At 69.0% G+C, this 23,591-nt stretch carries 18 protein-coding genes; 12 read left to right on the top strand and 6 right to left on the bottom strand.

Annotated elements, in window-relative coordinates:
- Nucleotides 1-10: 10 nt before the first annotated feature.
- Nucleotides 11-823 (bottom strand): L,D-transpeptidase family protein, encoded by an 813-nt coding sequence (locus ABD154_RS06185; protein WP_344250605.1) that lies wholly within the window; start codon nt 821-823, stop codon nt 11-13.
- Nucleotides 824-884: 61 nt separating this feature from the next.
- Between ABD154_RS06185 and ABD154_RS06180 the strand changes: the two genes are divergently transcribed.
- Both ABD154_RS06180 and leuA read left to right on the top strand, forming a co-directional pair.
- Nucleotides 885-2,075 carry a DUF6636 domain-containing protein gene (locus tag ABD154_RS06180; RefSeq protein WP_344250603.1) on the top strand — a complete coding sequence of 397 codons (1,191 nt, stop codon included), beginning with the start codon at nt 885-887 and terminating at the stop codon, nt 2,073-2,075.
- Nucleotides 2,076-2,333: 258 nt separating this feature from the next.
- Complete coding sequence (leuA, locus tag ABD154_RS06175; protein WP_198498955.1) at nt 2,334-4,103, top strand: 2-isopropylmalate synthase; 1,770 nt, start codon at nt 2,334-2,336, stop codon at nt 4,101-4,103.
- 23 nt (nt 4,104-4,126) lie between these two features.
- Here the strand turns inward: leuA and ABD154_RS06170 are convergent, their stop codons facing one another.
- A complete protein-coding gene (locus tag ABD154_RS06170; RefSeq protein WP_344250600.1) occupies nt 4,127-4,327 on the bottom strand; it encodes a hypothetical protein in 201 nt (66 codons plus the stop codon).
- Between ABD154_RS06170 and recO the strand changes: the two genes are divergently transcribed.
- Complete coding sequence (gene recO, locus ABD154_RS06165) at nt 4,322-5,050, top strand: DNA repair protein RecO (RefSeq protein WP_198498953.1); 729 nt, start codon at nt 4,322-4,324, stop codon at nt 5,048-5,050. The two genes, ABD154_RS06170 and recO, sit on opposite strands and share 6 nt — an antisense overlap.
- On the top strand, nt 5,047-5,835 hold the full coding sequence (locus ABD154_RS06160) for an isoprenyl transferase (protein WP_198498952.1): 789 nt from the start codon (nt 5,047-5,049) through the stop codon (nt 5,833-5,835). The genes recO and ABD154_RS06160 overlap by 4 nt, the downstream gene beginning before the upstream one ends.
- 562 nt (nt 5,836-6,397) lie before the next feature.
- Here the strand turns inward: ABD154_RS06160 and ABD154_RS06155 are convergent.
- Nucleotides 6,398-8,191 carry a DEAD/DEAH box helicase gene (locus ABD154_RS06155; RefSeq protein WP_198498951.1) on the bottom strand — a complete coding sequence of 598 codons (1,794 nt, stop codon included), beginning with the start codon at nt 8,189-8,191 and terminating at the stop codon, nt 6,398-6,400.
- Between the two features lie 340 nt (nt 8,192-8,531).
- Between ABD154_RS06155 and ABD154_RS06150 the strand changes: the two genes are divergently transcribed.
- Entirely contained in the window at nt 8,532-9,914 is a 1,383-nt protein-coding gene (locus ABD154_RS06150) for a glycine--tRNA ligase (RefSeq protein ID WP_198500985.1), read from the top strand.
- A 189-nt stretch (nt 9,915-10,103) separates the two neighbouring features.
- Here ABD154_RS06150 and ABD154_RS06145 read toward each other — a convergent pair whose 3' ends face one another.
- Both ABD154_RS06145 and ABD154_RS06140 read right to left on the bottom strand, forming a co-directional pair.
- Complete coding sequence (locus ABD154_RS06145; RefSeq protein ID WP_198498950.1) at nt 10,104-11,495, bottom strand: aspartate aminotransferase family protein; 1,392 nt, start codon at nt 11,493-11,495, stop codon at nt 10,104-10,106.
- Nucleotides 11,492-11,977, bottom strand: coding sequence for an Lrp/AsnC family transcriptional regulator (locus ABD154_RS06140; RefSeq protein WP_137827067.1), 486 nt, complete (start codon nt 11,975-11,977; stop codon nt 11,492-11,494). Before ABD154_RS06140 ends, ABD154_RS06145 begins: the two co-directional genes overlap by 4 nt.
- A 293-nt stretch (nt 11,978-12,270) precedes the next feature.
- Here ABD154_RS06140 and ABD154_RS06135 point away from each other — a divergent pair, with 293 nt between their 5' ends.
- Nucleotides 12,271-13,599: a M24 family metallopeptidase gene (locus ABD154_RS06135; RefSeq protein ID WP_344250595.1), complete on the top strand. Its 1,329-nt coding sequence runs from the start codon at nt 12,271-12,273 to the stop codon at nt 13,597-13,599.
- Nucleotides 13,600-14,097: 498 nt separating this feature from the next.
- On the opposite strand, the gene ABD154_RS06130 is transcribed toward ABD154_RS06135, so the two are convergent.
- On the bottom strand, nt 14,098-15,612 hold the full coding sequence (locus tag ABD154_RS06130) for an L-lactate permease (protein WP_344250593.1): 1,515 nt from the start codon (nt 15,610-15,612) through the stop codon (nt 14,098-14,100).
- Between the two features lie 54 nt (nt 15,613-15,666).
- Here ABD154_RS06130 and ABD154_RS06125 point away from each other — a divergent pair, with 54 nt between their 5' ends.
- From ABD154_RS06125 to ABD154_RS06100, 6 genes are all read left to right on the top strand, one after another.
- Nucleotides 15,667-16,215, top strand: coding sequence for a helix-turn-helix domain-containing protein (locus ABD154_RS06125; RefSeq protein ID WP_198498946.1), 549 nt, complete (start codon nt 15,667-15,669; stop codon nt 16,213-16,215).
- A 215-nt stretch (nt 16,216-16,430) separates the two neighbouring features.
- Nucleotides 16,431-18,110, top strand: coding sequence for an ATP-binding cassette domain-containing protein (locus ABD154_RS06120; RefSeq protein WP_344250591.1), 1,680 nt, complete (start codon nt 16,431-16,433; stop codon nt 18,108-18,110).
- Nucleotides 18,111-18,195: 85 nt separating this feature from the next.
- Nucleotides 18,196-19,380, top strand: a complete 1,185-nt coding sequence (dusB, locus tag ABD154_RS06115; RefSeq protein WP_344250589.1) for a tRNA dihydrouridine synthase DusB — start codon at nt 18,196-18,198, stop codon at nt 19,378-19,380.
- Between the two features lie 2 nt (nt 19,381-19,382).
- Nucleotides 19,383-20,690 carry a deoxyguanosinetriphosphate triphosphohydrolase gene (locus ABD154_RS06110; RefSeq protein WP_344250587.1) on the top strand — a complete coding sequence of 436 codons (1,308 nt, stop codon included), beginning with the start codon at nt 19,383-19,385 and terminating at the stop codon, nt 20,688-20,690.
- A 3-nt stretch (nt 20,691-20,693) separates the two neighbouring features.
- Nucleotides 20,694-22,784 (top strand): DNA primase, encoded by a 2,091-nt coding sequence (dnaG, locus tag ABD154_RS06105; protein WP_344250585.1) that lies wholly within the window; start codon nt 20,694-20,696, stop codon nt 22,782-22,784.
- 113 nt (nt 22,785-22,897) lie between these two features.
- Nucleotides 22,898-23,536 (top strand): TetR/AcrR family transcriptional regulator, encoded by a 639-nt coding sequence (locus tag ABD154_RS06100; protein WP_198498941.1) that lies wholly within the window; start codon nt 22,898-22,900, stop codon nt 23,534-23,536.
- Nucleotides 23,537-23,591 lie beyond the last annotated feature (55 nt).

The raw sequence follows: 23,591 nt of genomic DNA, 5'->3' as shown, positions 1-23,591 counted from the left end.
CGCTCGCCTCCTATTTCGCCAGTTCTGCGGCCGGGCCCATCGCGATCCGCGGATGCGCCTTCGGGTCGAGGTTCTCCAGCAGCCACACGAGATCGTCCTTCTGCAGGGTGACGCAGCCGTTCGTCCCCGAATCATGGTCGAGATGGAGCCAGATCCCGCCGCCCCGGTCCTTGCCCAGCGGACGCGTGCGGTCGGTCGGGGGAGTGCCGGGCGCGCGGTTGTAGTCGATGGCGATGACGTAGTCGAAGACCCGTTCGTACTCGGGTCCGTACGCGACGCTCGCCGAGGCGGAGAGGCCCTTGTCCCGCGTGTACGGCAGCTTGGTGCCGGGATTCTCGGCATAGCCGCCGGCATCGCTGAGGGTGAAGACGCCGATCGGGCTCGTCTTGTCGCCTTCGCGGCGGTCGGCCAGCCATCCCGCCGACCCGTTGTGCGTGGCGAAGGTCTTCTCCTTCTCCCATTCGTCGCCGGTGCGCCGGTAGACGCGCAGCTCCCCGGACTCGGAGTCCGCGTCCGGGCTCGAGACGACGAGCGCCTGAGTCGTCTCGGACGGGATCTGGGCCGAGGTCTCCGGTCCGAGCCCGGGCAGTGCCGGAGCCGGGTCCTGTCCGGATGCCTCCCCTTCCCGTTCCCCGGATTTCGTCGCCGAGGCGGTCCCGGGCTCGTGCTGGACCGGAACGGCGAAGTCACCGCTCGGACCCTGTTGGGCGGGTGCCGCGATCGCGCGGTCGGGGGAGTCGTCTGCGGGCCCGCACGACGCCAGGGAGACGGTGACGGCGAGTCCGACGAGGCCCGCGCCTGCGCGGGTGCGACGACTGAACATGAGGTCATCCTCTCACGAACCTGAAAAGGGGGAGGCCGGGGGCTGTGAGAAAATGGCGCTCATGAGTATTCCACCCGTGCCGAATCATCCTCCGCGCCCCGGGCGCCGGAAACCGGCCGAGGAGACTCCGGATTCGATCACCACGCAGCTCTTCATCGGCCAGGACAAGTCGCCGCAGGCCGACGGCTCGACGCAGGCGCTCAGCGCCGAGGAGATCGACCGGTTGAAGTCGATGGTCTCCGCCGACGGCGCCGCGGCGACCGAGGTCCTCAGTCTCGAGGAGCTCCGCGCCATCGCGGCCGCCGAAGGCGGTGACCCGGAGGTCGATGAGCCCGCAGCGGCACCCCGGAAGGTCAACTCCTCGGACCTCGCCGAAGCCGAGGCAGCGGCGGCACCCCGCCAGTGGAACCCGCAGGGCACCCCGCACTACGGCGGTGCCGAAGGCGTGTCGCGCCCCGCCGAGGGCTTCGGCGCCGCGGCGCCCGGCCAGTTCTCCCCGCAGGTGAGCGGGCAGGGTCGGCCGAGCGGCGGGGCTCCGCGCGGGGGGACTCCGGCACCGGCCGGAGCCGCGTACGCCGCGGGATACCAGAACGGCGGATACCCGGGACCCGGTGGACCGACCGGACCCGGCGGGCCGACCGGACCGGGAGGACCCGGCGGTCCCGGTTCCGCGGGCGGGCCGGGCGGACCGTACCGGCGCGAACCGGAGACGGCGAAGGTCCCCGCCTGGCTGTGGGTGCTCGCGTCGATCGCCCTCGTGCTCGCCATCGGAATCGTCGGCTACATCGTCTGGGATTCGATGCAGGGCACGGAGGAGACCGCCTCGGCGCCGGAATCACCCTCCCTCCAGCCCACGCCCGCGCCGACGGAGAGCCAGGGGTCGGAGACCTCGAGCCCGCCGGCGGCCGTCGAGACGTTCGCGTCGCCGTCGGGCAACATCGAATGCACGATCGACGCCGACCGGGCCCGGTGCGTCATCGCCTCGTTCGACTACACGCCCCCGGAGAGGCCCGAGGACTGTCAGATGGACAATTGGGGCTCGGTCGTCGTCGCCAACGGCGAGGGCGCGGGCTTCTCGTGCCGGGAGGCCCCGGCGAGCTCGGGCCCGGCGCGCGTGCTCGGCTACGGTGAGTCGATCTCCGCTTCGGGGATGACGTGCACCTCGGCCGAGGACGGCATGACGTGCACGGCCGACGACACCGGTGTCGGCTTCACGATGCGACGGGCCTCGGTCGACTTCCTCGGCGACTGAGCGCACCGCCTCGGCGACTGAGCGCACCGCCTCGGCGACTGAGCCCACCGCCTGCGCGGGGTGGTCTCCGCTGTCCGCGACCGCCCGGTACCTGTCTTGAGATGTGGACAACGTGTCCGCCTGCGGCTCATCACGGTCTACGGTGGAGGCGTGGCTCACAGGTTCCTCCTCCTTCCGTGCCGCGACGAGTCCTGATTCGGACAGCGCCCTCGTCGCGGAGGCTCTCATGCTGTAAACCCCGACGACAGATGATGAGGAATGATGAACCTGCAGCAGCCGACCCCCATGCCATTCACGAAGTACAAGTCGTTCCAGGATCGGATCGTGCTCGACATGCACGATCGCACCTGGCCTGACCAGGTCATCCGGAAGGCCCCGCGCTGGCTGAGCACCGACCTGCGCGACGGCAACCAGGCGCTCATCGACCCGATGACCCCCGACCGCAAGCGGCGGATGTTCGATCTCCTCGTCAAGCTCGGCTTCAAGGAGATCGAGGTGGGCTTCCCCGCCGCCAGCCAGGTCGACTTCGACTTCGTGCGCTCGATCATCGAGGACGACGCGATCCCCGACGACGTGCGCATCTCCGTGCTCACGCAGGCCCGTGAGGATCTCATCGAGCGGACCGTCGAGTCCCTCGTCGGGGCGAAGATGCCGACCGTCCACCTCTACAACGCGACCGCCCCCGTCTTCCGCAAGGTCGTCTTCGGATTCGACGGCGACGGCTTCGACCAGACCCGCGACATCGCCCTGCAGGGCACGCAGGCGGTGATGAAGCACGCCGAGACGCTGCTGTCCGGCTCGGACTTCGGGTACCAGTACTCGCCGGAGATCTTCGTCGACACCGAACCGGAGTTCGCCCTCGACATCGTCGGCAGCGTCCTCGACATGTGGCAGCCCGGCGCGGGTCGCGAAACCGTCGTCAACCTCCCCGCCACCGTCGAGCGCGGCACCCCGAACACGTACGCGGACCAGATCGAATGGTTCTGCCGCAACATGCCCTACCGCGACGAGGTGGCCGTCTCCCTCCACCCGCACAATGACCGCGGCACCGGCGTCGCCGCCGCCGAACTCGGCATCATGGCCGGGGCCGACCGGATCGAGGGCTGCCTCTTCGGCAACGGTGAGCGCACCGGCAACCTCGACCTCGTCACCGTCGCCCTCAACCTCTACACGCAGGGCGTCGACCCCGAACTCGACTTCTCCGACATCGACGAGGTCATCCACACCGTCACCGAATGCAACCAGATCGGCGTCCACGAGCGCCACCCCTACGGCGGGGACCTCGTGTTCACCTCGTTCTCCGGTTCGCATCAGGATGCGATCAACAAGGCCTTCGCCGACCGGGAGCGCAACGCCAAAGCCGACGGCGTGCCCGTCGACCTCATGGAATGGGACATGCCCTACCTGCCCGTCGACCCGAAGGACCTGGGACGCTCCTACGAGGCGATCATCCGCGTCAACTCGCAGTCGGGAAAGGGCGGAGTGACGTATCTGCTCAAGAGCGAGTACGGTCTCGATCTGCCGCGCCGCATGCAGGTCGAGTTCTCCAAGGCCGTCCAGCAGCACACTGAGGCCGGCGGTGAGGTCACCGCCGAGGAGATCCGCCGCATCTTCAACCACGAGTACCTGCCGAGCGACGACCCCGACGCCACGTGGGGTCGCTTCCAGATCGTGGGTCTGCGGACCGAATCCGGTGCCGTCGACGACACGAGCGCCTCCGAGCGCATCGAGGTCGACCTCATCGTCGACGGTCAGGAGCGGACCTACGAAGGCCGCGGCAAGGGCCCGATCGACGCCCTCGTCCGCGTTCTCAACGACAACTTCGACATCGACATGCGCCTCCAGGACTACACGGAGCACGCGATCGGCTCGGGCGCGGACACGATGGCCGCCGCCTACGTCGAACTCGCCATCGAGGACCGGGTGCGCTGGGGCGCGGGTCTCCACCCGAACATCACGAAGGCCTCGCTCAAGGCCGTCATCTCCGCGGTCAACCGCGCCGCGCGCGACGCCGAGTCCGACCGCTGACCCTTTCGCCGATCTGCTGACCGTCAGCTGGTCGACTGACCGTCAGCCGACCGGCTGGTCAGGCCGGTCGGTGGGGCGTGGTGGGCTGTGCCCCTCGCATTCGGCCGGGCCGCCTCGGGCACGGGAGTACGGGCGACACGGGCCGCCTCGGGCACGGGAGTGCGGGCGACACGGGCCGCCTCGGCGCGGTTGACGGTGCGCTCTGCGATAATGGTGCGGTGCACAACTATCGTGATGAGGGCATCGTCCTCTCGGGCCACAAGCTCGGTGAAGCCGACCGCATCGTCACCGTGCTCACCCGCAGCCACGGACTCGTCCGCGCGGTGGCCAAGGGGGTGCGGCGCACGAAGTCCCGGTTCGGCTCCCGCCTCGAGCCGTTCATGCTCATCGACGTCCAATGCCACGTCGGGCGCAACCTCGACATCGTCACCCAGGTCGAGCTCATCGAACCCTTCGCCCGCGGCATCGGCGCGGACTACGATGCCTATTCGGCCGCCTCGGTGATGGCGGAGACGGCGAGCAGGATCACGGAAGCCGAACCCGTCTCCCGGGCGCAGTTCCTCCTCCTCGTCGCAGCGATCCGCTCCCTGTGCAAGGGCGAGCACCCGCCGCGCCTGGCCCTCGACGCCTACCTGCTGCGGGCGATGTCGGTGGCCGGGTGGGCCCCGAGCCTCGCCGACTGCGCCCAGTGCGGGGCGCCCGGACCGCACCGGGCGTTCTCCGCGGCCCTCGGCGGGGCCGTCTGCTCGGGCTGCCGGCCCAGCGGTGCCGCGCTGCCCGACACCGACGCCCTCGACCACCTCGCGGCCCTCCTCACCGGGGACTGGGCGCACGCCGAGGCCTCAGACCTCCACGACCAGATGGACGGGTCGAAGCTCGTCTCCGACTGGGTGTCGTGGCACCTCGAACGCAACATCCGATCCTTGAGAGTCCTGGAGCGCACGTGAGCTATCCCGCCCCACCCGCCCATCCGAGCGGGGCGACGCCGCCGCGCCTCGACGAGAAGTTCGTTCCCCGCCACGTCGCCGTCGTCATGGACGGCAACGGCCGTTGGGCCAACGAGCGCGGACTGCCGCGGACCGAGGGACACAAGGCCGGCGAGGCGTCCCTCCTCGACGTCATCCACGGCGCCATCGAGATCGGCGTCGACTACCTGTCGGCGTACGCGTTCTCGACGGAGAACTGGAAGCGCTCACCCGAGGAGGTGCGCTTCCTCATGGGCTTCAACCGCGATGTCATCCGCCGGCGCCGGGACGAGCTCAACGCCCTGGGCGTGCGCATCGTGTGGTCGGGGCGGCGGGGGCGTCTGTGGCGCTCGGTCATCGACGAACTCGAGACCGCCGCCGAGATGACGAAGCACAACACGGGCCTGACCCTCCAGTTCTGCGTGAATTACGGCGGACGCTCGGAGATCGTCGACGCCGTCAACGAGATCACCGCCGAGGTGGCCGCCGGCCGGCTCAAGCCCGGCAAGGTGAGCGAGAAGACCCTGCGCGCCCGGCTCTACGCGCCGCAGGTGCCCGACGTCGACCTCTTCGTCCGGTCGTCGGGGGAGCAGCGGACCTCGAACTTCCTCCTCTGGCAGTCCGCCTACGCCGAGATGGTGTTCCAGGACGTGCTCTGGCCTGATGTCGACCGGCGCACCCTGTGGACGGCGATCGAGGAGTACGCACGACGCGACCGGCGCTTCGGCGGCGCCATCGACCGCCCAGGAGGGGCCGCGGGAGCCTGAGGGCGGGGCGTATCCTGCTTGGAGGGCGTTGTGGGGACTCGAACAGTCGACTCGGGCAGGTGCTCGCTGCCGGCCGACGTTTCGGGCTCACCCTGGTTTCCACGGCTCTGTTTACGAGCTGAGCCCTCGAAACTCACCTGAGCCGCAACCAATAGTGCGCGGACGGCGTTCGGGCCGAGGTGCTACGAGGCACCCGGCGCGTCATAGACCAGCGGTTCTGCGTTTTGCGCCAGTTCGAGCCGAGATGGCCAGTTCCTGCATTGGCCATCTCGGATCAGACTGGCGCAAACCCGGTCGGGACGGTGCTGGGAGTCGACTCGGGCCGGTGCTCGCTGCCGGCCGGCCGTTCGGGCTCACCCTGGTGTCGAGGGCCCTGTTCACGAACTGAGCCCCCGAAACTCACCTGTGCTGCAACCGATAGTGCGAGGACGGCGTTCGGGCCGGAGCGTCGGACGGACGGCGGTTGGGCCGGAATGTCGAACGGACGGTCGACGAGGCAATCGCCTCCAGAATGCCCGAAGGGCCCGCAGCACAGTTGCTGCGGGCCCTTCGAGGTCGAATCTCAGTAGCGGTCGCGCGAACGATCGCGGTCACGCCCGCCGAACTTCTTGCCGCCGCCACGACGGTCGCCGCGGAAGTTGCGGTTGTCGCCGGGCTGCTTGTCGAAGTTGCGCTTCTTGAACGGGCGGCCCGGACGACCCGAATCGGGACGGATGTCGATCGGCCGACCCTGGATCTCGGTGTGCGCGAGCTTCTTGAGCACGCCCGGATCGAGATCCTGCGGCAGGTCGACGAGCGTGTGGTTCGACCGGATGTCGATGTGGCCGATCTGCTTCGAGGTGATGCCGCCCTCGTTCGCGATCGCACCGACGATCGACCCCGGCTGCACGCGCTCGTTGCGCCCGACTGCGAGACGGTAGGTGACCATGCCCTCGCGGCTGCGCGCCCCGCGCTCCCGGCCGGGCTTGCCGTCGCGATCGCGGTCACGGCCCTGCTTGCCGCGGGTGGGCTCGGGCATCGGCTCGGCCTTGAGCGAGTTCGACTCGAGGAGGAGCGCGGCCAGCGCGGCCGCGATGTCCGTGGCCGGCACGTTGCGGCTGAGCTCGTACTGCTCGATGACGGTCGCGAGCTCGCTGAGCTCGGTCGTCGCCAGGGCGTCGTCGATGCGCTTGGTGAACTTCTCGACGCGCGTGTTCGTCAGCTCCTCGACGCTTGGCAGCGTCAGCGGTTCGACCTTCTGCTTCGTCGCGCGCTCGATCGAACCGAGCAGACGCTGCTCACGCGGGGTGATGAAGAGGATCGCCTCGCCGGAGCGGCCGGCACGACCGGTGCGGCCGATGCGGTGGACGTAGGACTCCGTGTCGTGCGGGATGTCGTAGTTGACGACGAGCGAGATGCGCTCGACGTCGAGACCGCGCGCGGCGACGTCGGTGGCGACGAGGATGTCGATCTTGCCCTCGCGCAGCATCTCGACGGTGCGCTCACGTGCCTGTTGCGGGATGTCGCCGTTGATCGCCGAGGCCTTGAACCCGCGGGCCCGCAGCTTCTCCGCGAGCTCCTCGGTGGCCTGCTTCGTGCGCACGAACATGATGATGCCGTCGTACTCCTCGACCTCGAGGATCCGGGTGAGGGCGTCGAGCTTGTGGGAGTGCTGGACCATGAGGTAGCGCTGGCGGATGTTCGACCCGGTCTGCGACTTCGCCGCGACCCTGACTTCTTCGGGATCGTTGAGGTACTTGCCGGTGAGGCGGTGGATCGAGGTCGGCATCGTCGCGGAGAAGAGGGCGACCTGGCGGGAGTCGCCGGTGGCGTTGAAGATCTCCTCGATGTCCTCGGCGAAGCCCATCTTGAGCATCTCATCGGCCTCGTCGAGCACGAGGTGCTGGAGGTTCTGGAGCTTGAGGGAACCCCGCTTGAGGTGGTCGATGACGCGCCCGGGCGTGCCGACGACGACCTGCGCACCGCGCTTGAGCCCGGCCAGCTGGGGGCCGTAGGACTGCCCGCCGTAGATCGGGAGCACGGAGAAGTCGTCGAGGTTCGTCGCATACGAGGTGAACGCCTCGGCGACCTGGAGCGCGAGCTCACGGGTGGGGGTGAGCACGAGGGCGAACGGGCCGTCCTCGGCGCGCCCCGCCTCGGCGAGGTGGGAGAGGACCGGCAGCGCGAACGCCGCGGTCTTGCCCGTTCCGGTCTGGGCGAGGCCGATGACGTCGCGGCCGTCGACGAGGGCGGGGATGGTCGCGGCCTGGATGGGGGAGGGGGACTCGTAGCCGAGCGCATCGACGGCGCGCAGCACCTCCGGGTGGAGGCCGAGTTCGGAGAAGGTCGGGGTGGATTCGGCGGACTGTTCGGACATGAGGTCTCACTCTCACTTGCGGCACACACTTGATCGCAGATGACTGAAGTGGCGATCTACCCTGCGGCCGCTTGTGCGATCATGTCTGGCAATCCGGGCCGGAACCGTACGCGTCATTCTCCAGGGCTTGTGCCGATGCACAGCCGTCGGTACGGAAGATAGGTTTGGGTGTGCCCCCAGTCTACCTTGCCGTCCCGCGCCGAGGCGGTCCCCAGTGGGCAGAGAAAGTGTGAGTTCCATCGCCAGCGGCCTGTGTCCGCGGCGGGGCGCGAACCGATAGGCTGGGGAGTCGTGCGCCACGGCAGCCGGCCGTCGGCGGCAAGGAGACCAAGGAGAGTCAATCGTGGCACAGTCCAAGCTGGATGCCGTCATCGCCCTCGCCAAGCGCCGGGGCTTCGTCTTCCAAGCCGGAGAGATCTACGGCGGTACCCGGTCGTCATGGGACTACGGTCCGCTCGGTGTCGAACTCAAGGACAACATCAAGTCGCAGTGGTGGCAGACCTTCGTCCGCGGACGTGAGGACGTCGTCGGCCTCGACTCCTCGATCATCCTGCCCAAGCGCGTGTGGGAGGCCTCGGGCCACGTCGAGACCTTCGTCGACCCCCTCGTCGAATGCCTCCACTGCCACCACCGGCACCGGGAGGACCACCTCGTCGAGGCCTACGAGGCCAAACACGGCAAGGCACCGGCCAACGGCATGGCCGACATCGTCTGCCCCGACTGCGGCACCCGCGGTCAGTGGACCGAGCCGCAGCAGTTCTCCGGGCTCGTCAAGACCTACCTCGGTCCCGTCGAGTCCGAGGCGGGCCTCCACTACCTGCGCCCGGAGACCGCGCAGGGCATCTTCGTCAACTTCAACAACGTCGTCACCGCTGCCCGGAAGAAGCCGCCGTTCGGCATCGGCCAGATCGGCAAGTCCTTCCGCAACGAGATCACGCCCGGCAACTTCATCTTCCGCACCCGCGAGTTCGAGCAGATGGAACTCGAGTACTTCGTCCACCCCGACGAGGCCGACTCGTTCTTCTCCACCTGGGTCGAGGACTGCTGGAACTGGTTCATCGGGCTCGGCATCGACGAGGCGAACATGCGCCGGTTCGACGTCCCCGAGGACGAGCGCGCCCACTACTCGGCGGGCACGATCGACATCGAGTACCGCTTCGGCTTCCAGGGGTCGGAATGGGGCGAGCTCATGGGCGTGGCCAACCGCACCGACTACGACCTCGGCACCCATTCCGAGGCCTCGGGCGCGAAGCTGCAGTACTTCGATCAGGCCAGCGGGGAGCGCTACACCCCGTACGTCATCGAACCCGCGTTCGGTCTCACCCGGTCGATGATGGCGTTCCTCGTCGACGCCTACACCGAGGACGAGGCGCCGAACACGAAGGGCGGCACGGACACCCGCATCGTCCTCCGCCTCGACCCGCGCCTGGCCCCGGTCAAGGCGGCGGTGCTGCCGCTGAGCCGCAACGAGAAGCTCACCCCGCAGGCCAAGGAGCTCGCCGCACAGCTGCGCAAGCGCTGGAACATCGACTTCGACGACGCCGGGGCCATCGGCCGCCGCTACCGTCGCCAGGACGAGATCGGCACGCCCCTGTGCATCACGTACGACTTCGACTCCCTCGACGACGGCGCGGTGACGATCCGCAAACGCGACGACATGAGCCAGGAGCGCGTGAGCCTCGACCAGGTCGAGGCCTACCTCGCTGAGCACCTCGGCGTCTGAGACCCATCGGCGTCTGAGACCCAACGGCGACTGAGACTTCAGCGTCAGCGGACGGGCACGGTCCCAGGCCCCTGCCCGTCCGCCTCGGCGATCGATGATCTCACCCGCCCCACCGGCAACGACAGCGGCCCCGACACCATGTTCAGGTGTCGGGGCCGCTGTCGTTGCGTCACGCGCCGAGGTGGGCGATCAGAACATCGTCCACGCTTCCTTGAGGACGCTGCGGATGATCGATTCCATCTCGTCGAACTCCTTCTGACCGACGGTCAGCGGGGGCGAGAGCTGGATGACCGGGTCGCCGCGGTCGTCGGCACGGCAGTAGAGGCCGTTCTCGTACATCTTCGCCGAGACGAAGTTCTTGAGGATGCGCTCGGACTCCTCTTCGGTGAAGGACTCCTTCGTGTCCTTGTCCTTGACGAGTTCGATGCCGTAGAAGAAGCCCTCACCGCGGACGTCGCCGACGATCGGGAGGTCCTTGAGCTTCTCGAGCGTGAACTTGAACGCACCGGCGTTCTCGTGCACGTGGTCGTTGAGCTTCTCCTTCTCGAACACGTCGAAGTTCGCCATCGCGGCGGCACAGGCGACGGGGTGTCCGCCGAAGGTGTAGCCGTGGTAGAACGTCGCGTCGCCGTCGGGGCCGAAGGGCTCGAAGAGACGGTCCGAGGCGATCATCGCACCGAGCGGGGCGTACCCGGAGGTGATGCCCTTCGCCGAGGTGATGATGTCGGGGACGTAGCCGAAGTCGTTGCACGCGAACATGTCGCCGATGCGGCCGTAGGCGCAGATCGTCTCGTCGGAGACGAGGAGGACGTCGTTCTCGTCGCAGATCTCGCGCACCCGCTCGAAGTATCCGGGAGGCGGCGGGAAGCAGCCGCCGGAGTTCTGCACGGGCTCGAGGAAGACGGCTGCCACGGAGTCGGCGCCTTCGAACTCGATCGCCTCGGCGATGCGGTCGGCCGCCCAGCGGCCGAAGGCCTTCTCATCGTGCGCGTACGGTTCGGGCGCACGGTAGAAGTTCGTGTTCGGGACCTTGTGGGCACCGGGGACGAGAGGGGCGAACTGCTCGCGCAGGCCCGGCAGGGACGTCACCGACAGCGCGCCGTGCGGGGTGCCGTGGTAGGCGGTGGCACGGGAGATGATCTTGTGCTTGCCGGGCTTGCCGGTGAGCTTGAAGTAGTTCTTCGCGAGCTTCATCGCCGATTCGACGGAGTCGCCGCCGCCGGAGGTGAGGAAGACGCGGTTGAGGTCGCCGGGGGCGTAGCTCGCGAGACGCTCGGAGAGCTCGATGGCCTGCGGGTGCGCGAACGACCACAGCGGCATGAAGGGCAGCTGCATGGTCTGGTCGTACATCGCCTTGGCGATCTCCTCACGACCGTGCCCGACCTGGACGGTGAAGAGACCGGCGAGGCCGTCGAGGTACTTCTTGCCCTTGTCGTCGAAGATGTGGTGGCCTTCGCCGCGGGTGATGATCGGTGCCTGTCCGCCGTTGAACAGGGCCTGGTGCGGTGCCATGTGCATCCACACGTTGTTGCGCACGGCTTCCTGATACGGAGTGCCGGCTCTGGTGACATTGTCTGTCATCGTGTCCCCCAATTGTATTTTTGCTTTTCGAGTGAGAGGTACATGAAGAGCTCCGTGTCGACGACGGCGTCGATCGACCGGAGTTCTCGGTTGACGAAATCGATGAGGTGTCGGTCCGATTCGCAGACGATCTCCACAAGGAGGTCGAACGACCCCGCGGTGACGACGAGATAGTCGATCTCGTCATACCCGTGCAGCCTGTCGGCGACCTTCGAGATGTCCCCGCGGACCTTCACGCCCACCATGGCCTGTCGGGCGAAGCCGAGACTGAGCGGGTCGGTCACGGCCACGATCTCCATCACGCCGGATTCGATGAGCCGTGACACCCGCTGCCGCACGGCCGCCTCGGAGAGTCCGACGGACTTGCCGATGGCAGAGTAGGACTTGCGTCCGTCGTGCTGGAGTTCGACGATGATCGCCTTGGACTTCTCGTCGAGGTTGCCCAGGCGGTGACTGCTGACGCTCGGCAGCGAGTGGGTCATTCTTCACCTCCGTGATGTGAGTCTCAGACCAACCTACCATCGATTCAGTCGGAATGCGTAGTCCTGTTTGCGGATTCAGTTGATTTCCTTGAACTTTCATTCTGTATCCGTCATGAACGGGAAGCGGGTGGGCGTGGTGACGGGTTTGGTTGCCGGTCGGGGCTGCCTGGTCGAGACGGTCGCGTCGGGCCCACGCGGGCTGCAGTGCCGGCGGGACCGGGCTCCAGCCGCCTCGGTGCCGGTCTGCGCGCGCCTCATTGACACCGTGTGAGGCGGATCACCAGACTGGGCGCATGAATGAGGGTGAGCTGTTCTCCGGTCGCGCCGACCGTCGCGCCGATGTGCAGGGGATGCGTCCGGGCGCCGAACAGGGAGGTGCGGGGGCCGAGGTCCGGTCGCGTCCGCAGCCCTATCCCGGAGAGGTCGACACGATCGGAGCGAAGCATCTCGGGTTCGCCCCCGAGGAGTACCTCGCTCGCATCGCAGCGGTGCGCGGGCGGATGAGCGACCAGGGCCTTTCGGCGCTCATCGTCACCGATCCGGCGAACATCTACTACCTCACCGGCTACAACGCGTGGTCGTTCTACACTCCGCAGCTGCTCTTCGTCCCCTCCTCGGGTCCGCTCACGCTCTTCATGCGCGATATGGACGCCCGTGGGGCCACGCACACCTCGTGGCTGCCGCCGGAGGACATCGTCGGCTATCCCGAGCGCTATGTGCAGCGCCCGCACATCCACCCCTTCGACTGGGTGGCCTTCGCCCTGCGCCAGCGGTGGGAGGTCGCGCGCGCTTCCACCTCGCCCGTCGGCGTCGAGATGGATTCGCACTTCTTCTCCCCGCGGGCCTTCCGCGCGCTCGTCAACGGGGTGCCCGAATGGCGCCTCGTCGATTCGTTCGAACTCGTCAACTGGATCCGGGCGATCAAATCCCCGGCCGAGCTCGCGCTCATGCACCGGGCCGCCGAGGTGACGACTGCGGCGATGACCGCGGCCCTCGAGTCGATCGCCGAGGGCGTGGGCCAGCACGAGGTCGCCGCCGCGATCGCCGCCGCGCAGATCCGCGGCCACGATGCCGCCTGGGGTGACTATCCGGCGATCGTGCCCCTCATGCCCACCGGAGAGAGCGCCGACACCCCGCACCTGACGTGGACCGACAGGGTGTTCGCGACGGATGAGTCCGTGAGCATCGAGCTCGCCGGAGTCCACCGCCGCTACCATGTCCCGCTGGCCCGGACGGCGGTCGTCGGCCGTCCGAAGCAGGAGCTCGTCCGCCTCGAAGGGGTCGTCGCCGAGGCGCTGGCAGCCGTCCTCGAGGCCGCCCGACCCGGGGTGCCCACCGCGGAACTCGCACGGACCTGGAATCGGTCGCTGGCCCTGCACGGACTCGAGAAGCCGAGCCGCCTGGGCTATTCGATCGGCATCGGCTACCCGCCGGACTGGGGCGAGCGGACGATCTCGATCCGCACCGAGGACGATCAGATCCTCGAAACGGGGATGGCCTTTCACCTCATCTGCGGCATGTGGATGAACGGCTACGGCTACGAACTCTCCGAATCGATCCTCATCACCGACTCCGGCGCTGACACGTTCACCGCGTTCCCACGCGAGCTCATCCGCCTCTGAGCGGTCAGCTCCGCCTCCGATCGGACAGTTGCGCACCTGATGGGTGAGTGCCGCGCCTGATCGGTCAGGGCCCCTCTGATGGTTCACTGCCAGGGCGCCGAGGCGGCCGATCCCGCGGGGGCATCGGACCGGCGAGGTCGACGATCTGTCGGACCACCTCGGCGGGGGACTGGCGGACCACCTCGGCGGAGAGTTGTGCACTGGTCATCGATGCCCGCACGCGATCGCTCGCTGCCGACAGGCACCTCAACGTCGACCGGCACCTCGAGCGGCGGAGTCGACCGGCCCCTTGAGCCACAATGACCACCCGTGCACGGGTAGTTTTCGGCGCTCCGCGGTGGGGATACGCAGCTCCGGGTGCCTGTCGGCGCCTCGGGTGGTGTGTGCGGCTGAGGGTGGTGCGGGCGGCGCAGAGTGGTGTGTGGGGCTGAGGGTGGCGCGGGGATGATGTGGCAGTTGGGCAGGCCCGGGTAGCCGGCGCCGAGGCGGTTGCCCCGTTCACGCGAGGAACTGGAGCCAGAGGCCGATGGCGAGGGTGTTGAGGCCGACGATGAGGAACGCTCGGCTGAGCACCCACGAGCCGTCCCGGGCATCCGCGGCGCCGGCGCCGGAGAGCTGGACGGCCATCGCGACCCGCGGCGGAGCGGCGAGCGCGGCCAGCGATCCCGCGGCGTTGCCCGCGGCGACGGCGGTCAGCGGCCCCGCTGCCGTACCCTCACCGGCGACGGCGAGGGTGCTCGCGAACATCGCGTTACTGCCCGTGTTCGACCCGGTGAGCACGGCGCCGATCGTCGACAGCCACGGAGCGAGCACGAGGAGCCCCGTCGGCAGCAGGTCCCCGAACGCCGTGCTCATCCCCGAGGTCGTCATCACCCAGCCCATGAGCATGAACGCCGCCGTCGCCGCCCCGATCGGCACCCATGCGCGGACCGCGCGGAGGATGACCGGACGCAGCGGCGGGGGAGACGACGCACCGTCGCCCCTGTGTTCGTCCGACAATCCGTCGCCGCTGCCGACGCTCGTCGATTCGTCGTCACTGGGCACCCCCGTCGACCCGTCGTCCTTCTGCACATCCTTCTCCCCACGGGTCCGCGAGAGCGCAGCGACGAGGCAGGCGACGGCCAGCCAGAACGGGGGAGAGGCGAGACTCTCCATGAGCGGAGACGGGAACACGGCGAGAAGCTCACGCGCGACGAGGATGCCGAGGGTGAGAACGCCGTAGGGCAGGACCGCGCGCCCGAGCGCCGCGGTGACCCCGGCGAAGCGGGCGCGGATCGCCAGGGGCACGCCGAGGCCGACGATGACGACGAGGGACCCGATGATGCCGGCCGGCGCCATGCCGAGAAGACGGTTGGCGAGGAGGATCCCGCCCCACAGCAGACCGGCCGCGCCGATCATCCCGAGTGCGCTGCCGAGGCGGGGACGCATGAGGACGAGAACCGAGCAGAGAACCACGGCCACCGAGATCGCGTTCACCCAGGCCGTCGACAGACCGAGCGCATCGACGTCGAAGCCGGCGAGCGCCGCCGCCACCGTCGTGCCCGGTCCGAGCGCACCCCACGGGACCGCGACGAGCCCGAGGAGCCCGAGGAGCGCCGAATGCCGCAGCGAACAGCCGAGATGCCGGAGGATCGGCACCCCGATCGTCACGCCGATGCCGAAGCCCGTGACGGATTCGGCGAAGGGGACGAGGCCGAAGACGACGAGGGCGACGCCGAGAGACCGGCTGGGAACCATCGACTCGACACTCGCGGAGATCGTGCGCATCGCGCCCGTGGCCTCGAGGATCCCGGCGAGCATCATCCCGAAGAGGAGGATGAGCACCACCTCGGCGATGAGGGGGAAGTAGTCGCCGGCGGCCTGGGAGATGACGGGGAGGGGAGTGGGGAAGGCGAGGACCGCGCAGAGGACTGCGCCGGCGAGTCCGGCCACCGCGGAGACCCACGTCGGCGCGCGGAAGGCGAGGAGCGCGACGGCGAGGAGAATGGGGACGAACGCGAGGAGACCGGTCATAATCACTTTTAATGGATTGAGATCTACTATCTGAGATTACATTAGGATGTCATCATGGCGAAGTCAGAGGATCCCGGGGCGCGGGTGTTCGGGGCGCGCATCCGGGCTCGCCGCAAATACAGCAACCTCACCCTCAACGAGCTCGCGATCCGGGCCGGCATCTCCCGGGCCGCACTGTCGAAGATCGAACGCGGTGAGCAGGACACCTCGGTGTCCAATGCCATGGGGCTCTCCCGCGCGCTCGGCGTCGACGTCGGCGAGCTCCTCGCCGAACCCGAGGTGCTCGTCACCCCGGCCGACGCGATCGTCCCGCATGCGACGTACGGACCCGGCACCTGGCGCCGCGACCTGCCCTCGCCGAGCGAGAACATCGAGGTCATCCACTACTCGCTCGAACCCCGCAGCGAGACCTCGCCGTTCGCCGCCCACCGCTCGGGATCCCGGGAGACCTTCTTCGTCCTCGCCGGCACCGTCGAGATCGTCACGATCGACCGCCGCACGATCCTGCGCGCCGGCGACTGCGCACAGGCCCCCGGCGATGTGCCCCACCAGCTCGCCAACCCCAGCGACCGGTCGGCGGAGCTCATGCTCATCATCACCTGAGCCGGGTCCTCGGCCGCACCGGGCCGTCACCGCAGCTGTCGGCCGGGATCGGGCGACCGCCTCGGCGACCTTGACGCACCTGAGGCGATTCGGGCATCCTTATGAGGTCCCACAGTCGAGCGAAGGCAGCGCCTGAGAATGAAGTGACACCTCATTTCCGCACCCGCGGGTGATTCGGACCCGCACCGCACCGCGTGCACGAAATGAGATCACTGATGCCCTCTGCCATCACCCTGTCCGGACTCGGCTACCGCCTCGGCGACGATACCGAGATCCTCACCCACCTCACCGCCACGATCCCCCTGGGACTCACCGGCCTCGTCGGTGACAACGGGATCGGCAAATCCACTCTCGCCCGGCTCCTCACCGGCGCGCTCGCCCCCACCACGGGGACCGTCACCGGTGCCGCCGGCGCCGTCCACATCGACCAGCTGCTGCCGCACACCGACGACCGGGTCGACGCGATCCTCGGCATCGCCGGCATCCGCACGAGCCTGCATCGAGCCCTGCACGGCGAGGCCGGACCTGCCGACTTCGACATCATCGAGGAGGACTGGGACATCGAGGAGCGGGCCCTGTCCGCCCTCGCCGAGGTGGGGCTCACCCTCACCGCGGACGACCTCGACCGGCAGGCTGCGACGTTCTCCGGCGGGGAGGCGATGCGGATCGGTCTCGCCCGCGCGGCAATGGTCGGGTCCGCGTGGCTCATCCTCGACGAGCCGAGCAACAACCTCGACGCGGCGGGCCGGGCCCTGCTCACCGAGCTGCTCGCACGGCGGTCCGGGCCCACCCTCGTCATCTCCCACGACCGTGAGCTCCTCGACTCGATGACGACGATCGTCGAGATGACCGATCAGCTGCGCGTCTACGGCGGGAACTACACCGCGTACGAGGAGATGGTCGCCGCGGAGGAGGAGGCGAAACAGGCGCGGCTGACCGACGCGAAGAAGGCCCACGCGATCGAGAAGCGCCAGCGCATCGACCTCGAGACCACCCTTGCGCGCTCGGACCGGAAGGCCGCGAAGGACAAGGCGAGCAAACGCCGACCGAAGATCGTCATGAATGGTCTCACCGACTTCGCGCAGAAGTCGGCGGCCAAACGGCGCGGGGACAAGGCCGCCGACGAGGCTGCGGCCGCCGCTGCCGTGCAGACCGCGAAGGACGCGCTGCGCCGCGACTCCTCGATCACTCTCCACCTGCCCGAGACCGAGGTCCATCCGAGCAGGCGCGTCCTCGAGGTGCGCACGAGCGCTCTCGAACGCCCGCAGACGATCGTCGGACCGGAGCGGATCCGGCTGACCGGGCCCAACGGCGCGGGGAAGTCGACTCTCCTCGCCGCCGTCCGCGGTGCCGCGCGGACCGGTGGCAGCGCCGCCGGTGGCGTGGGGAGCGATCACGGCGACCGCGGCCGGCTGGGCAGCGGCGGCCCGGGGAGCGGCGGCCTGGTCGACGGCCTCTTCCCCGGCCTCGAGCTGCAGGTGTCCGTGCCGATCGGCCACCTCGACCAGCAGTACCGCCTGCCCGCCGAGGTCAGTGTCATGGAGGCGGTGCGCCGGCCGAACCCCGGCCTCGACAAGCACCGCGTCCACGAGGTGCTCGCCGCCATGGGACTGCGCGCCGAGCGGACCGCCCAGCTGTGCGGCACGCTCTCGGGCGGGGAGCGCTTCCGCGTCGCGCTGGCCGCGACCCTGCTCTCCGACCCGGCCCCGCAGCTGCTCATCCTCGACGAACCCGGCAACAACCTCGACGTCTCCTCGCAGCGGGCGCTCACCTCGGCGCTCGAGGGATACGGGGGAGCGATGCTCGTCGTCACCCACGACGACCGCCTCGCCGCCGAACTCTGCCTCGACGCCGTCTGGGACGTGCGCGACCTGCGCGGGGAGGACGACCGGTGACCAGGGAATATGCCGCACCACCTCGGTGTTTCGGGTCTGTGAGCAAGGGGACGATGCCCGATTTGGCAGGCTTTGGGATAATGGCATGGTGAGTGTCATCAGCCCCAGCCCAGAATCCACCGCCCAGACCGTCAAGCCGCTGCGCATCGGTCCCATCGAGCTGTCCTCCCCGGTCGTGCTCGCCCCGATGGCGGGGATCACGAACACCGCGTTCCGGCGGCTGTGCCGCGAGTACGGGGCAGGCCTCTACGTCACCGAGATGGTGACCTCCCGTGCGCTCGTCGAGCGCAGCCCCAAGAGCATGCGCATCATCCACCACGAGCCGTACGAGACCCCGCGCTCCGTCCAGCTCTACGGCGTCGACCCGGTGACGATCGGGCAGGCCGTGCGGATGCTCGTCGACGAGGACCGCGCCGACCACATCGACCTCAACTTCGGCTGCCCGGTCCCCAAGGTCACCCGCAAGGGCGGCGGCTCGGCCCTGCCGTGGAAGAAGGACCTCTTCCAAGCGATCGTCACGACCGCCGTCGAGGAGGCCGACCGCGGCGGCATCCCGCTGACGGTGAAGATGCGCAAGGGCATCGACGCCGACCACCACACCTACCTCGACGCCGGGGAGACCGCGCGCAACGCCGGGGTCGCAGCGATCGCCCTCCACGGGCGCACGACCGCCGACCTCTACTCCGGAACCGCGGACTGGGACGCGATCGCCCGACTCAAGGACCACCTCGGCGACACCGTTCCCGTGCTCGGCAACGGCGATATCTTCTCCGCCGAGGATGCGCTCAAGATGATGCGCACGACCGGCTGCGACGGGGTCGTCATCGGCCGCGGTTGCCAGGGCCGGCCGTGGCTGTTCGGCGACCTCGCGAACGCTCTGAACGGCAGTGCCGATCGTCATCGTCCCGGACTCGCCGAGGTGGCCCGTGCGGTCCGTCTCCACGGCGAATACCTCGTCGACTACTACGGCGAGGAGTTCTACGGGGTGCGTGACCTACGCAAGCACATCGCGTGGTACTTCAAGGGCTACCCCGTCGGCGGCGACCTGCGCAGCCGGCTGGCCATGGTCTCCTCGCTCGCGGAACTCGACGCACTGCTCGCCGAACTCGGCGACGCCCCGTACCCGGGCGAGGCCGCCGAGGGCTCGCGCGGGCGGACCACCCGCCCCAAGCGCCCCCACCTGCCCGAGGGCTGGCTCGACTCCCGCGTCTTCGACGAGAGCGGCTCCGCCGACCTCGCCGAGGCCGAACTCGACGTCTCGGGAGGATGAGGATGCCCACCGACACCTCCGCACGCATCGCCCGGGCCTCGGGCAGCGTCGCGGACTACTCGCCGCGCGACGAGGAGCGCTGGGTCATCGAACCCGCGAAGAACCCGCGCCGCTCGGCCTTCCAGCGTGATCGGGCGCGGGTCCTCCACTCCTCGGGGCTGCGCCGTCTCGGAGCGAAGACGCAGGTCGTCTCGCCCGGCACCGACGACTTCGTCCGCACCCGGCTCACGCACTCACTCGAAGTCGCGCAGGTCGGGCGCGAACTCGCCCGCTACCTCGGCTGCGATCCCGACATCGTCGACACCGCCTGCCTGAGCCACGACCTCGGGCATCCGCCCTTCGGCCACCACGGCGAGACGATCCTCGACCGGCTCTGCGCCGACATCGGCGGGTTCGAGGGCAACGCGCAGACCCTGCGCCTCGTCACCCGGATCGAACCGAAGGTCATCGCCCTCGACGGCCGCCCTGCCGGGCTCAACCTCACCCGGGCCAGCCTCGATGCGCTGACGAAGTACCCGTGGCCGCGCGCCGAGGCCGCGTCCGGGCGACGTGACTCCGGGGTGCGGAAGTTCGGCGTCTACGACGACGACCTCGCCGTCTTCGACTTCTACCGGGACGGGGTCGACAACGGCCGTCGCTGCCTCGAAGCCCAGGTCATGGACTTAGCCGACGACATCTCGTACTCCGTTCACGACGTCGAGGACGCCGTCGTCGCCGGGCACCTCCGCCTCGGCGAGTTCGCCGACGAGGTCCGCCGCCTCGAGCTCTTCGAGATCACCCGCCAGTGGTACCTGCCCGAGACCGACGACGCGGAGATGGACAAGGCGCTCACCCGACTGCAGGCCGCCGCGTACTGGCCGGCCGAGGACTTCGACGGGTCACGCCGGGCCCAGGCGGCGCTCAAGCACATGACGAGCCAGCTCATCGGCCGCTTCGTCGGGGCCGCGGAGGCCGCCACCCGTGAGGAGTACGGCTGGGAGCCGCTCAACCGCTACGCCGCCTCCCTCGTCGTGCCCGAGTCCACGGCCGTCGAGATCGCCGTGCTTAAGGGCATGGCGACGCTGACCGTCATGGTCGCCGAGGACCGCCTGCGCCTCCACGACATCCAGGACACCGTCATCACGAGCCTCGCCGACTGGTACGACGCCCACCCCGACGGCCTCGACCCGATGTTCGCCGCCGACCACGCCGAGGCTGCCGACGACGCGGCCCGGTTGCGGGTCATCGCCGACCAGATCGCCTCGCTGACCGACCATTCGGCGTGGACGCTCTACCATCGGATCCAGGCGGGGGCGGGGGACCGGCTCTAGACCATGGCGGGACTCATCAAGCGCGAGGACATCGACGAACTGCGCTCGCGCTCGCGCATCGACGAGGTCGTCGGAGAGTTCGTCACGCTCAAGACAGCGGGCATCGGCTCCCTCAAGGGCCTGTGCCCGTTCCACGATGAGAAGACCCCGTCGTTCCATGTCCGCCCGCAGGTCGGGATGTACCACTGCTTCGGCTGCGGGGAATCCGGCGACGTCTTCACGTTCCTCCAGAAGGTCGAGCAGCTCAGCTTCGTCGAGGCCGTCGAGATGCTCGCCGGCCGCATCGGCATGCACCTGCGCTACGAGGACGGCAAGGGCCCCGACCGTGAGCAGGCGAGCAGGCGGCAGCGCCTCCTCGAGATGCACGAGGTCGCCGAGCGCTTCTTCGCCACTGCGCTGTCCGGGGAGCCCGGGCAGATCGCGCGCGACTTCCTCGCCGCGAAGGGCTTCCCTCCCGGCGAGCACCCCCGCTTCGGCGTCGGCTTCGCCCCGAAGTCGTGGGATGCCCTGACCGGTCATCTGCGCCGGGCCGGCTTCAGTGATGAGGAGATCCTCGCCGCGGGCCTGGCCAGCGAGGGCAGTCGCGGCATCTACGACCGGTTCCGCGGACGCGTGATGTGGCCGATCAGGGACATGACGGGGCGGACGATCGGCTTCGGGGCCCGCCGGCTCTTCGACGACGATCAGGGGCCGAAGTACCTCAACACCCCGGAGACCGCGCTCTACCACAAGAACCAGGTTCTCTACGGCCTCGATCTCGCCAAGCGCGACATCGCGAAGACCAAGCGCGTCGTCATCGTCGAGGGCTACACCGACGTCATGGCCGCTCAGCTCTCCGGCGTCACCCAGGCGGTGGCGACGTGCGGCACCGCCTTCGGCGCCGAGCACGTCAAGATCGTCCGCCGGCTCTTGGGCGATGACCCCAGCGGGCAGGTGATCTTCACCTTCGACGGCGACGAGGCGGGGCAGAAGGCGGCGCTCAAGGCGTTCGAGTTCGAGTCCGAGTTCACCGCGCAGACCTTCGTCGCCGTCGAACCCTCGGGTCTCGACCCCAACGATCTGCGACTGGAGAAGGGCGACGGCGCGATCCGCGAGCTCATCGAGGGCCGCAAACCGCTCTTCGAGTTCGTCATCACCACCGCGATCGCGCAGTTCGACCTCGACACTGTCGAAGGGCGGATCGCTGCGGTCAAGGCCAGCGCCGAGGTGCTCGCGGGGATTCGCGATCGCAACAGTCTCAGTCACTACCACCGGTTCGTCGCCGGGCGCATCGGCGTCGACATCGACGAGGTCGAGGCGGCCGTGAAGACCGCCCGGAGGCATCCGCGCGCGACCGGAGCCGACCGCGGCCGTTCGCCACAGGGGCCCGGACAGACCGCCGGACCGCGCCAGGGTCAGGGAGCGGGCCCGGGTCGCGGCCAGGGTGCGAGCCCGGGTCGCGGCCAGGGTGCGGGTCCAGGGCGCCCGTCCCACCCCGGGCAGCGGCGCGAGCAGGCGCCCCCGCCCGCCGGCGAGGGCCGTCCCACCGGCGGTGGACGGCAGCAGGCGAACCCGACCGCTGACGATGCGGGCATCGAGTACGTCTACGACGAGCGTCCCGACGTCTCCGATCTCTCCGCACCGATCACCCCGACGCGGCTGAAGACGGAGAAGGGCGCCCTCATGGTCGCTCTCCAGCACCCCGAGTTCGTCAATGCCAAGCTCTTCGACTCCCTGTCGGAGAAGGCCTTCGACCATCCCGGCCACCGTCAGATCCAGGCGGCGCTCAAGCAGGCCGGCGGTCTGCGCGCGGCCGCCGCGGCCCCCGGCCGGTGGGCCGAGACCGTCATGGAGGCCGCCGGCGACGACCTCGGACCCGACGTCGCCCGCCTCCTCGTCACGCCGCTGCCGGTGTCCGAAGGGGTGAGCGCGGAGAAGTTCGCGCAGGGAATCGTCGCGAAGCTCTTCGACTACGACCTCGAGCGCATCGCCAAGGAGCTCCACTCGCGCCTGCAGCGTCAGAGCGCAGGCGATGCCGAGGCGCAGACCGCGCTGCTGCGCCAGCTCCAGGTCCTCGAGCAGCATCGTGTGCGGCTGCGCGAACTCATGACCTGAGGTCCCGCCCCGCCGAGGCGGCGGAACCTGGCGGGTCAGCCTCGGGAGTGAAATACTGCACAGATGCAATTTTGCAGTTGATGAAAAGTTGCATCTAGTGCAGAATTATTCGCATGGCCGAGAACGAATCGCTGCGGACGCGGAAAGCGCGCGAGACCCGCACCGCCATCCATGAGGCGGCGCTCACGCGCGTCCTCGACGAGGGACTCGAAGCGACGACGGTGGCGAACATCGCCGCCGACGCCGGCGTGTCCCCGCGGACGTTCTTCAACTACTACGCGACGAAGGAAGACGCGATCGTCGGCCTCGACGTCGCGAACATCGACGACCAGCTCGTCGCCGACTACGTCGAATCCGACTCCGGCTTCGACACGCTCGCCGAGGACACGGCGAACTTCGTGCGCGAAGCACTCCTCATCGGCACCGAACCCGGACTCTCGAGTCGCAGGCGCGAGCTCTTCGTCGCCTATCCGGAGCTCGTGGGCCGACGCTTCGACCAGGTCGAGGCGCTCGAGGAGCGGGTGTCCGAATACGTGCTCGCCCGGCTCCGGTTCCTCGGACAGGAGTTCTCGACCGAGGACTCGGCATGGCGCAGCGCCCGGATGCTCACCCAGATGTGCATGGTGCCGCTCCACCATGCGATCCGCGTCGTCAAGCACTCACCGGAACTCGTCGTCGACGAGGAGAGCACCCAGAGGATCTACGACGATTCCCTCGGGCTCTTCCTCAAGGTGCTCGAGAGGCTGCGATGAGGGCATGACGCCGCACCGCGGTCACGGAGGCGCCGACGACGGAGACCATTGCGCT

This window comes from Brevibacterium sanguinis, assembly GCF_039528855.1.
GTDB classification, from domain to species: domain Bacteria; phylum Actinomycetota; class Actinomycetes; order Actinomycetales; family Brevibacteriaceae; genus Brevibacterium; species Brevibacterium sanguinis.
Note: the sequence above shows the minus strand (reverse complement) of the source record. Positions and strands in the feature narration are given on the sequence as shown.

Excerpts from the sequence above, each read along its gene's own strand:
- ABD154_RS06125 (WP_198498946.1), top strand. The coding sequence starts at position 15,667 with ATGGCGAAGTCAGAGGATCCCGGGGCGCGGGTGTTCGGGGCGCGCATC.
- ABD154_RS06135 (WP_344250595.1), top strand. The coding sequence starts at position 12,271 with ATGAATGAGGGTGAGCTGTTCTCCGGTCGCGCCGACCGTCGCGCCGAT.
- ABD154_RS06110 (WP_344250587.1), top strand. The coding sequence starts at position 19,383 with ATGCCCACCGACACCTCCGCACGCATCGCCCGGGCCTCGGGCAGCGTC.
- ABD154_RS06120 (WP_344250591.1), top strand. The coding sequence starts at position 16,431 with ATGCCCTCTGCCATCACCCTGTCCGGACTCGGCTACCGCCTCGGCGAC.
- ABD154_RS06145 (WP_198498950.1), bottom strand. The coding sequence starts at position 11,495 with ATGACAGACAATGTCACCAGAGCCGGCACTCCGTATCAGGAAGCCGTG.
- ABD154_RS06180 (WP_344250603.1), top strand. The coding sequence starts at position 885 with ATGAGTATTCCACCCGTGCCGAATCATCCTCCGCGCCCCGGGCGCCGG.
- dnaG (WP_344250585.1), top strand. The coding sequence starts at position 20,694 with ATGGCGGGACTCATCAAGCGCGAGGACATCGACGAACTGCGCTCGCGC.
- ABD154_RS06140 (WP_137827067.1), bottom strand. The coding sequence starts at position 11,977 with ATGACCCACTCGCTGCCGAGCGTCAGCAGTCACCGCCTGGGCAACCTC.
- dusB (WP_344250589.1), top strand. The coding sequence starts at position 18,196 with ATGGTGAGTGTCATCAGCCCCAGCCCAGAATCCACCGCCCAGACCGTC.
- leuA (WP_198498955.1), top strand. The coding sequence starts at position 2,334 with ATGATGAACCTGCAGCAGCCGACCCCCATGCCATTCACGAAGTACAAG.
- ABD154_RS06155 (WP_198498951.1), bottom strand. The coding sequence starts at position 8,191 with ATGTCCGAACAGTCCGCCGAATCCACCCCGACCTTCTCCGAACTCGGC.
- ABD154_RS06130 (WP_344250593.1), bottom strand. The coding sequence starts at position 15,612 with ATGACCGGTCTCCTCGCGTTCGTCCCCATTCTCCTCGCCGTCGCGCTC.
- ABD154_RS06185 (WP_344250605.1), bottom strand. The coding sequence starts at position 823 with ATGTTCAGTCGTCGCACCCGCGCAGGCGCGGGCCTCGTCGGACTCGCC.
- ABD154_RS06100 (WP_198498941.1), top strand. The coding sequence starts at position 22,898 with ATGGCCGAGAACGAATCGCTGCGGACGCGGAAAGCGCGCGAGACCCGC.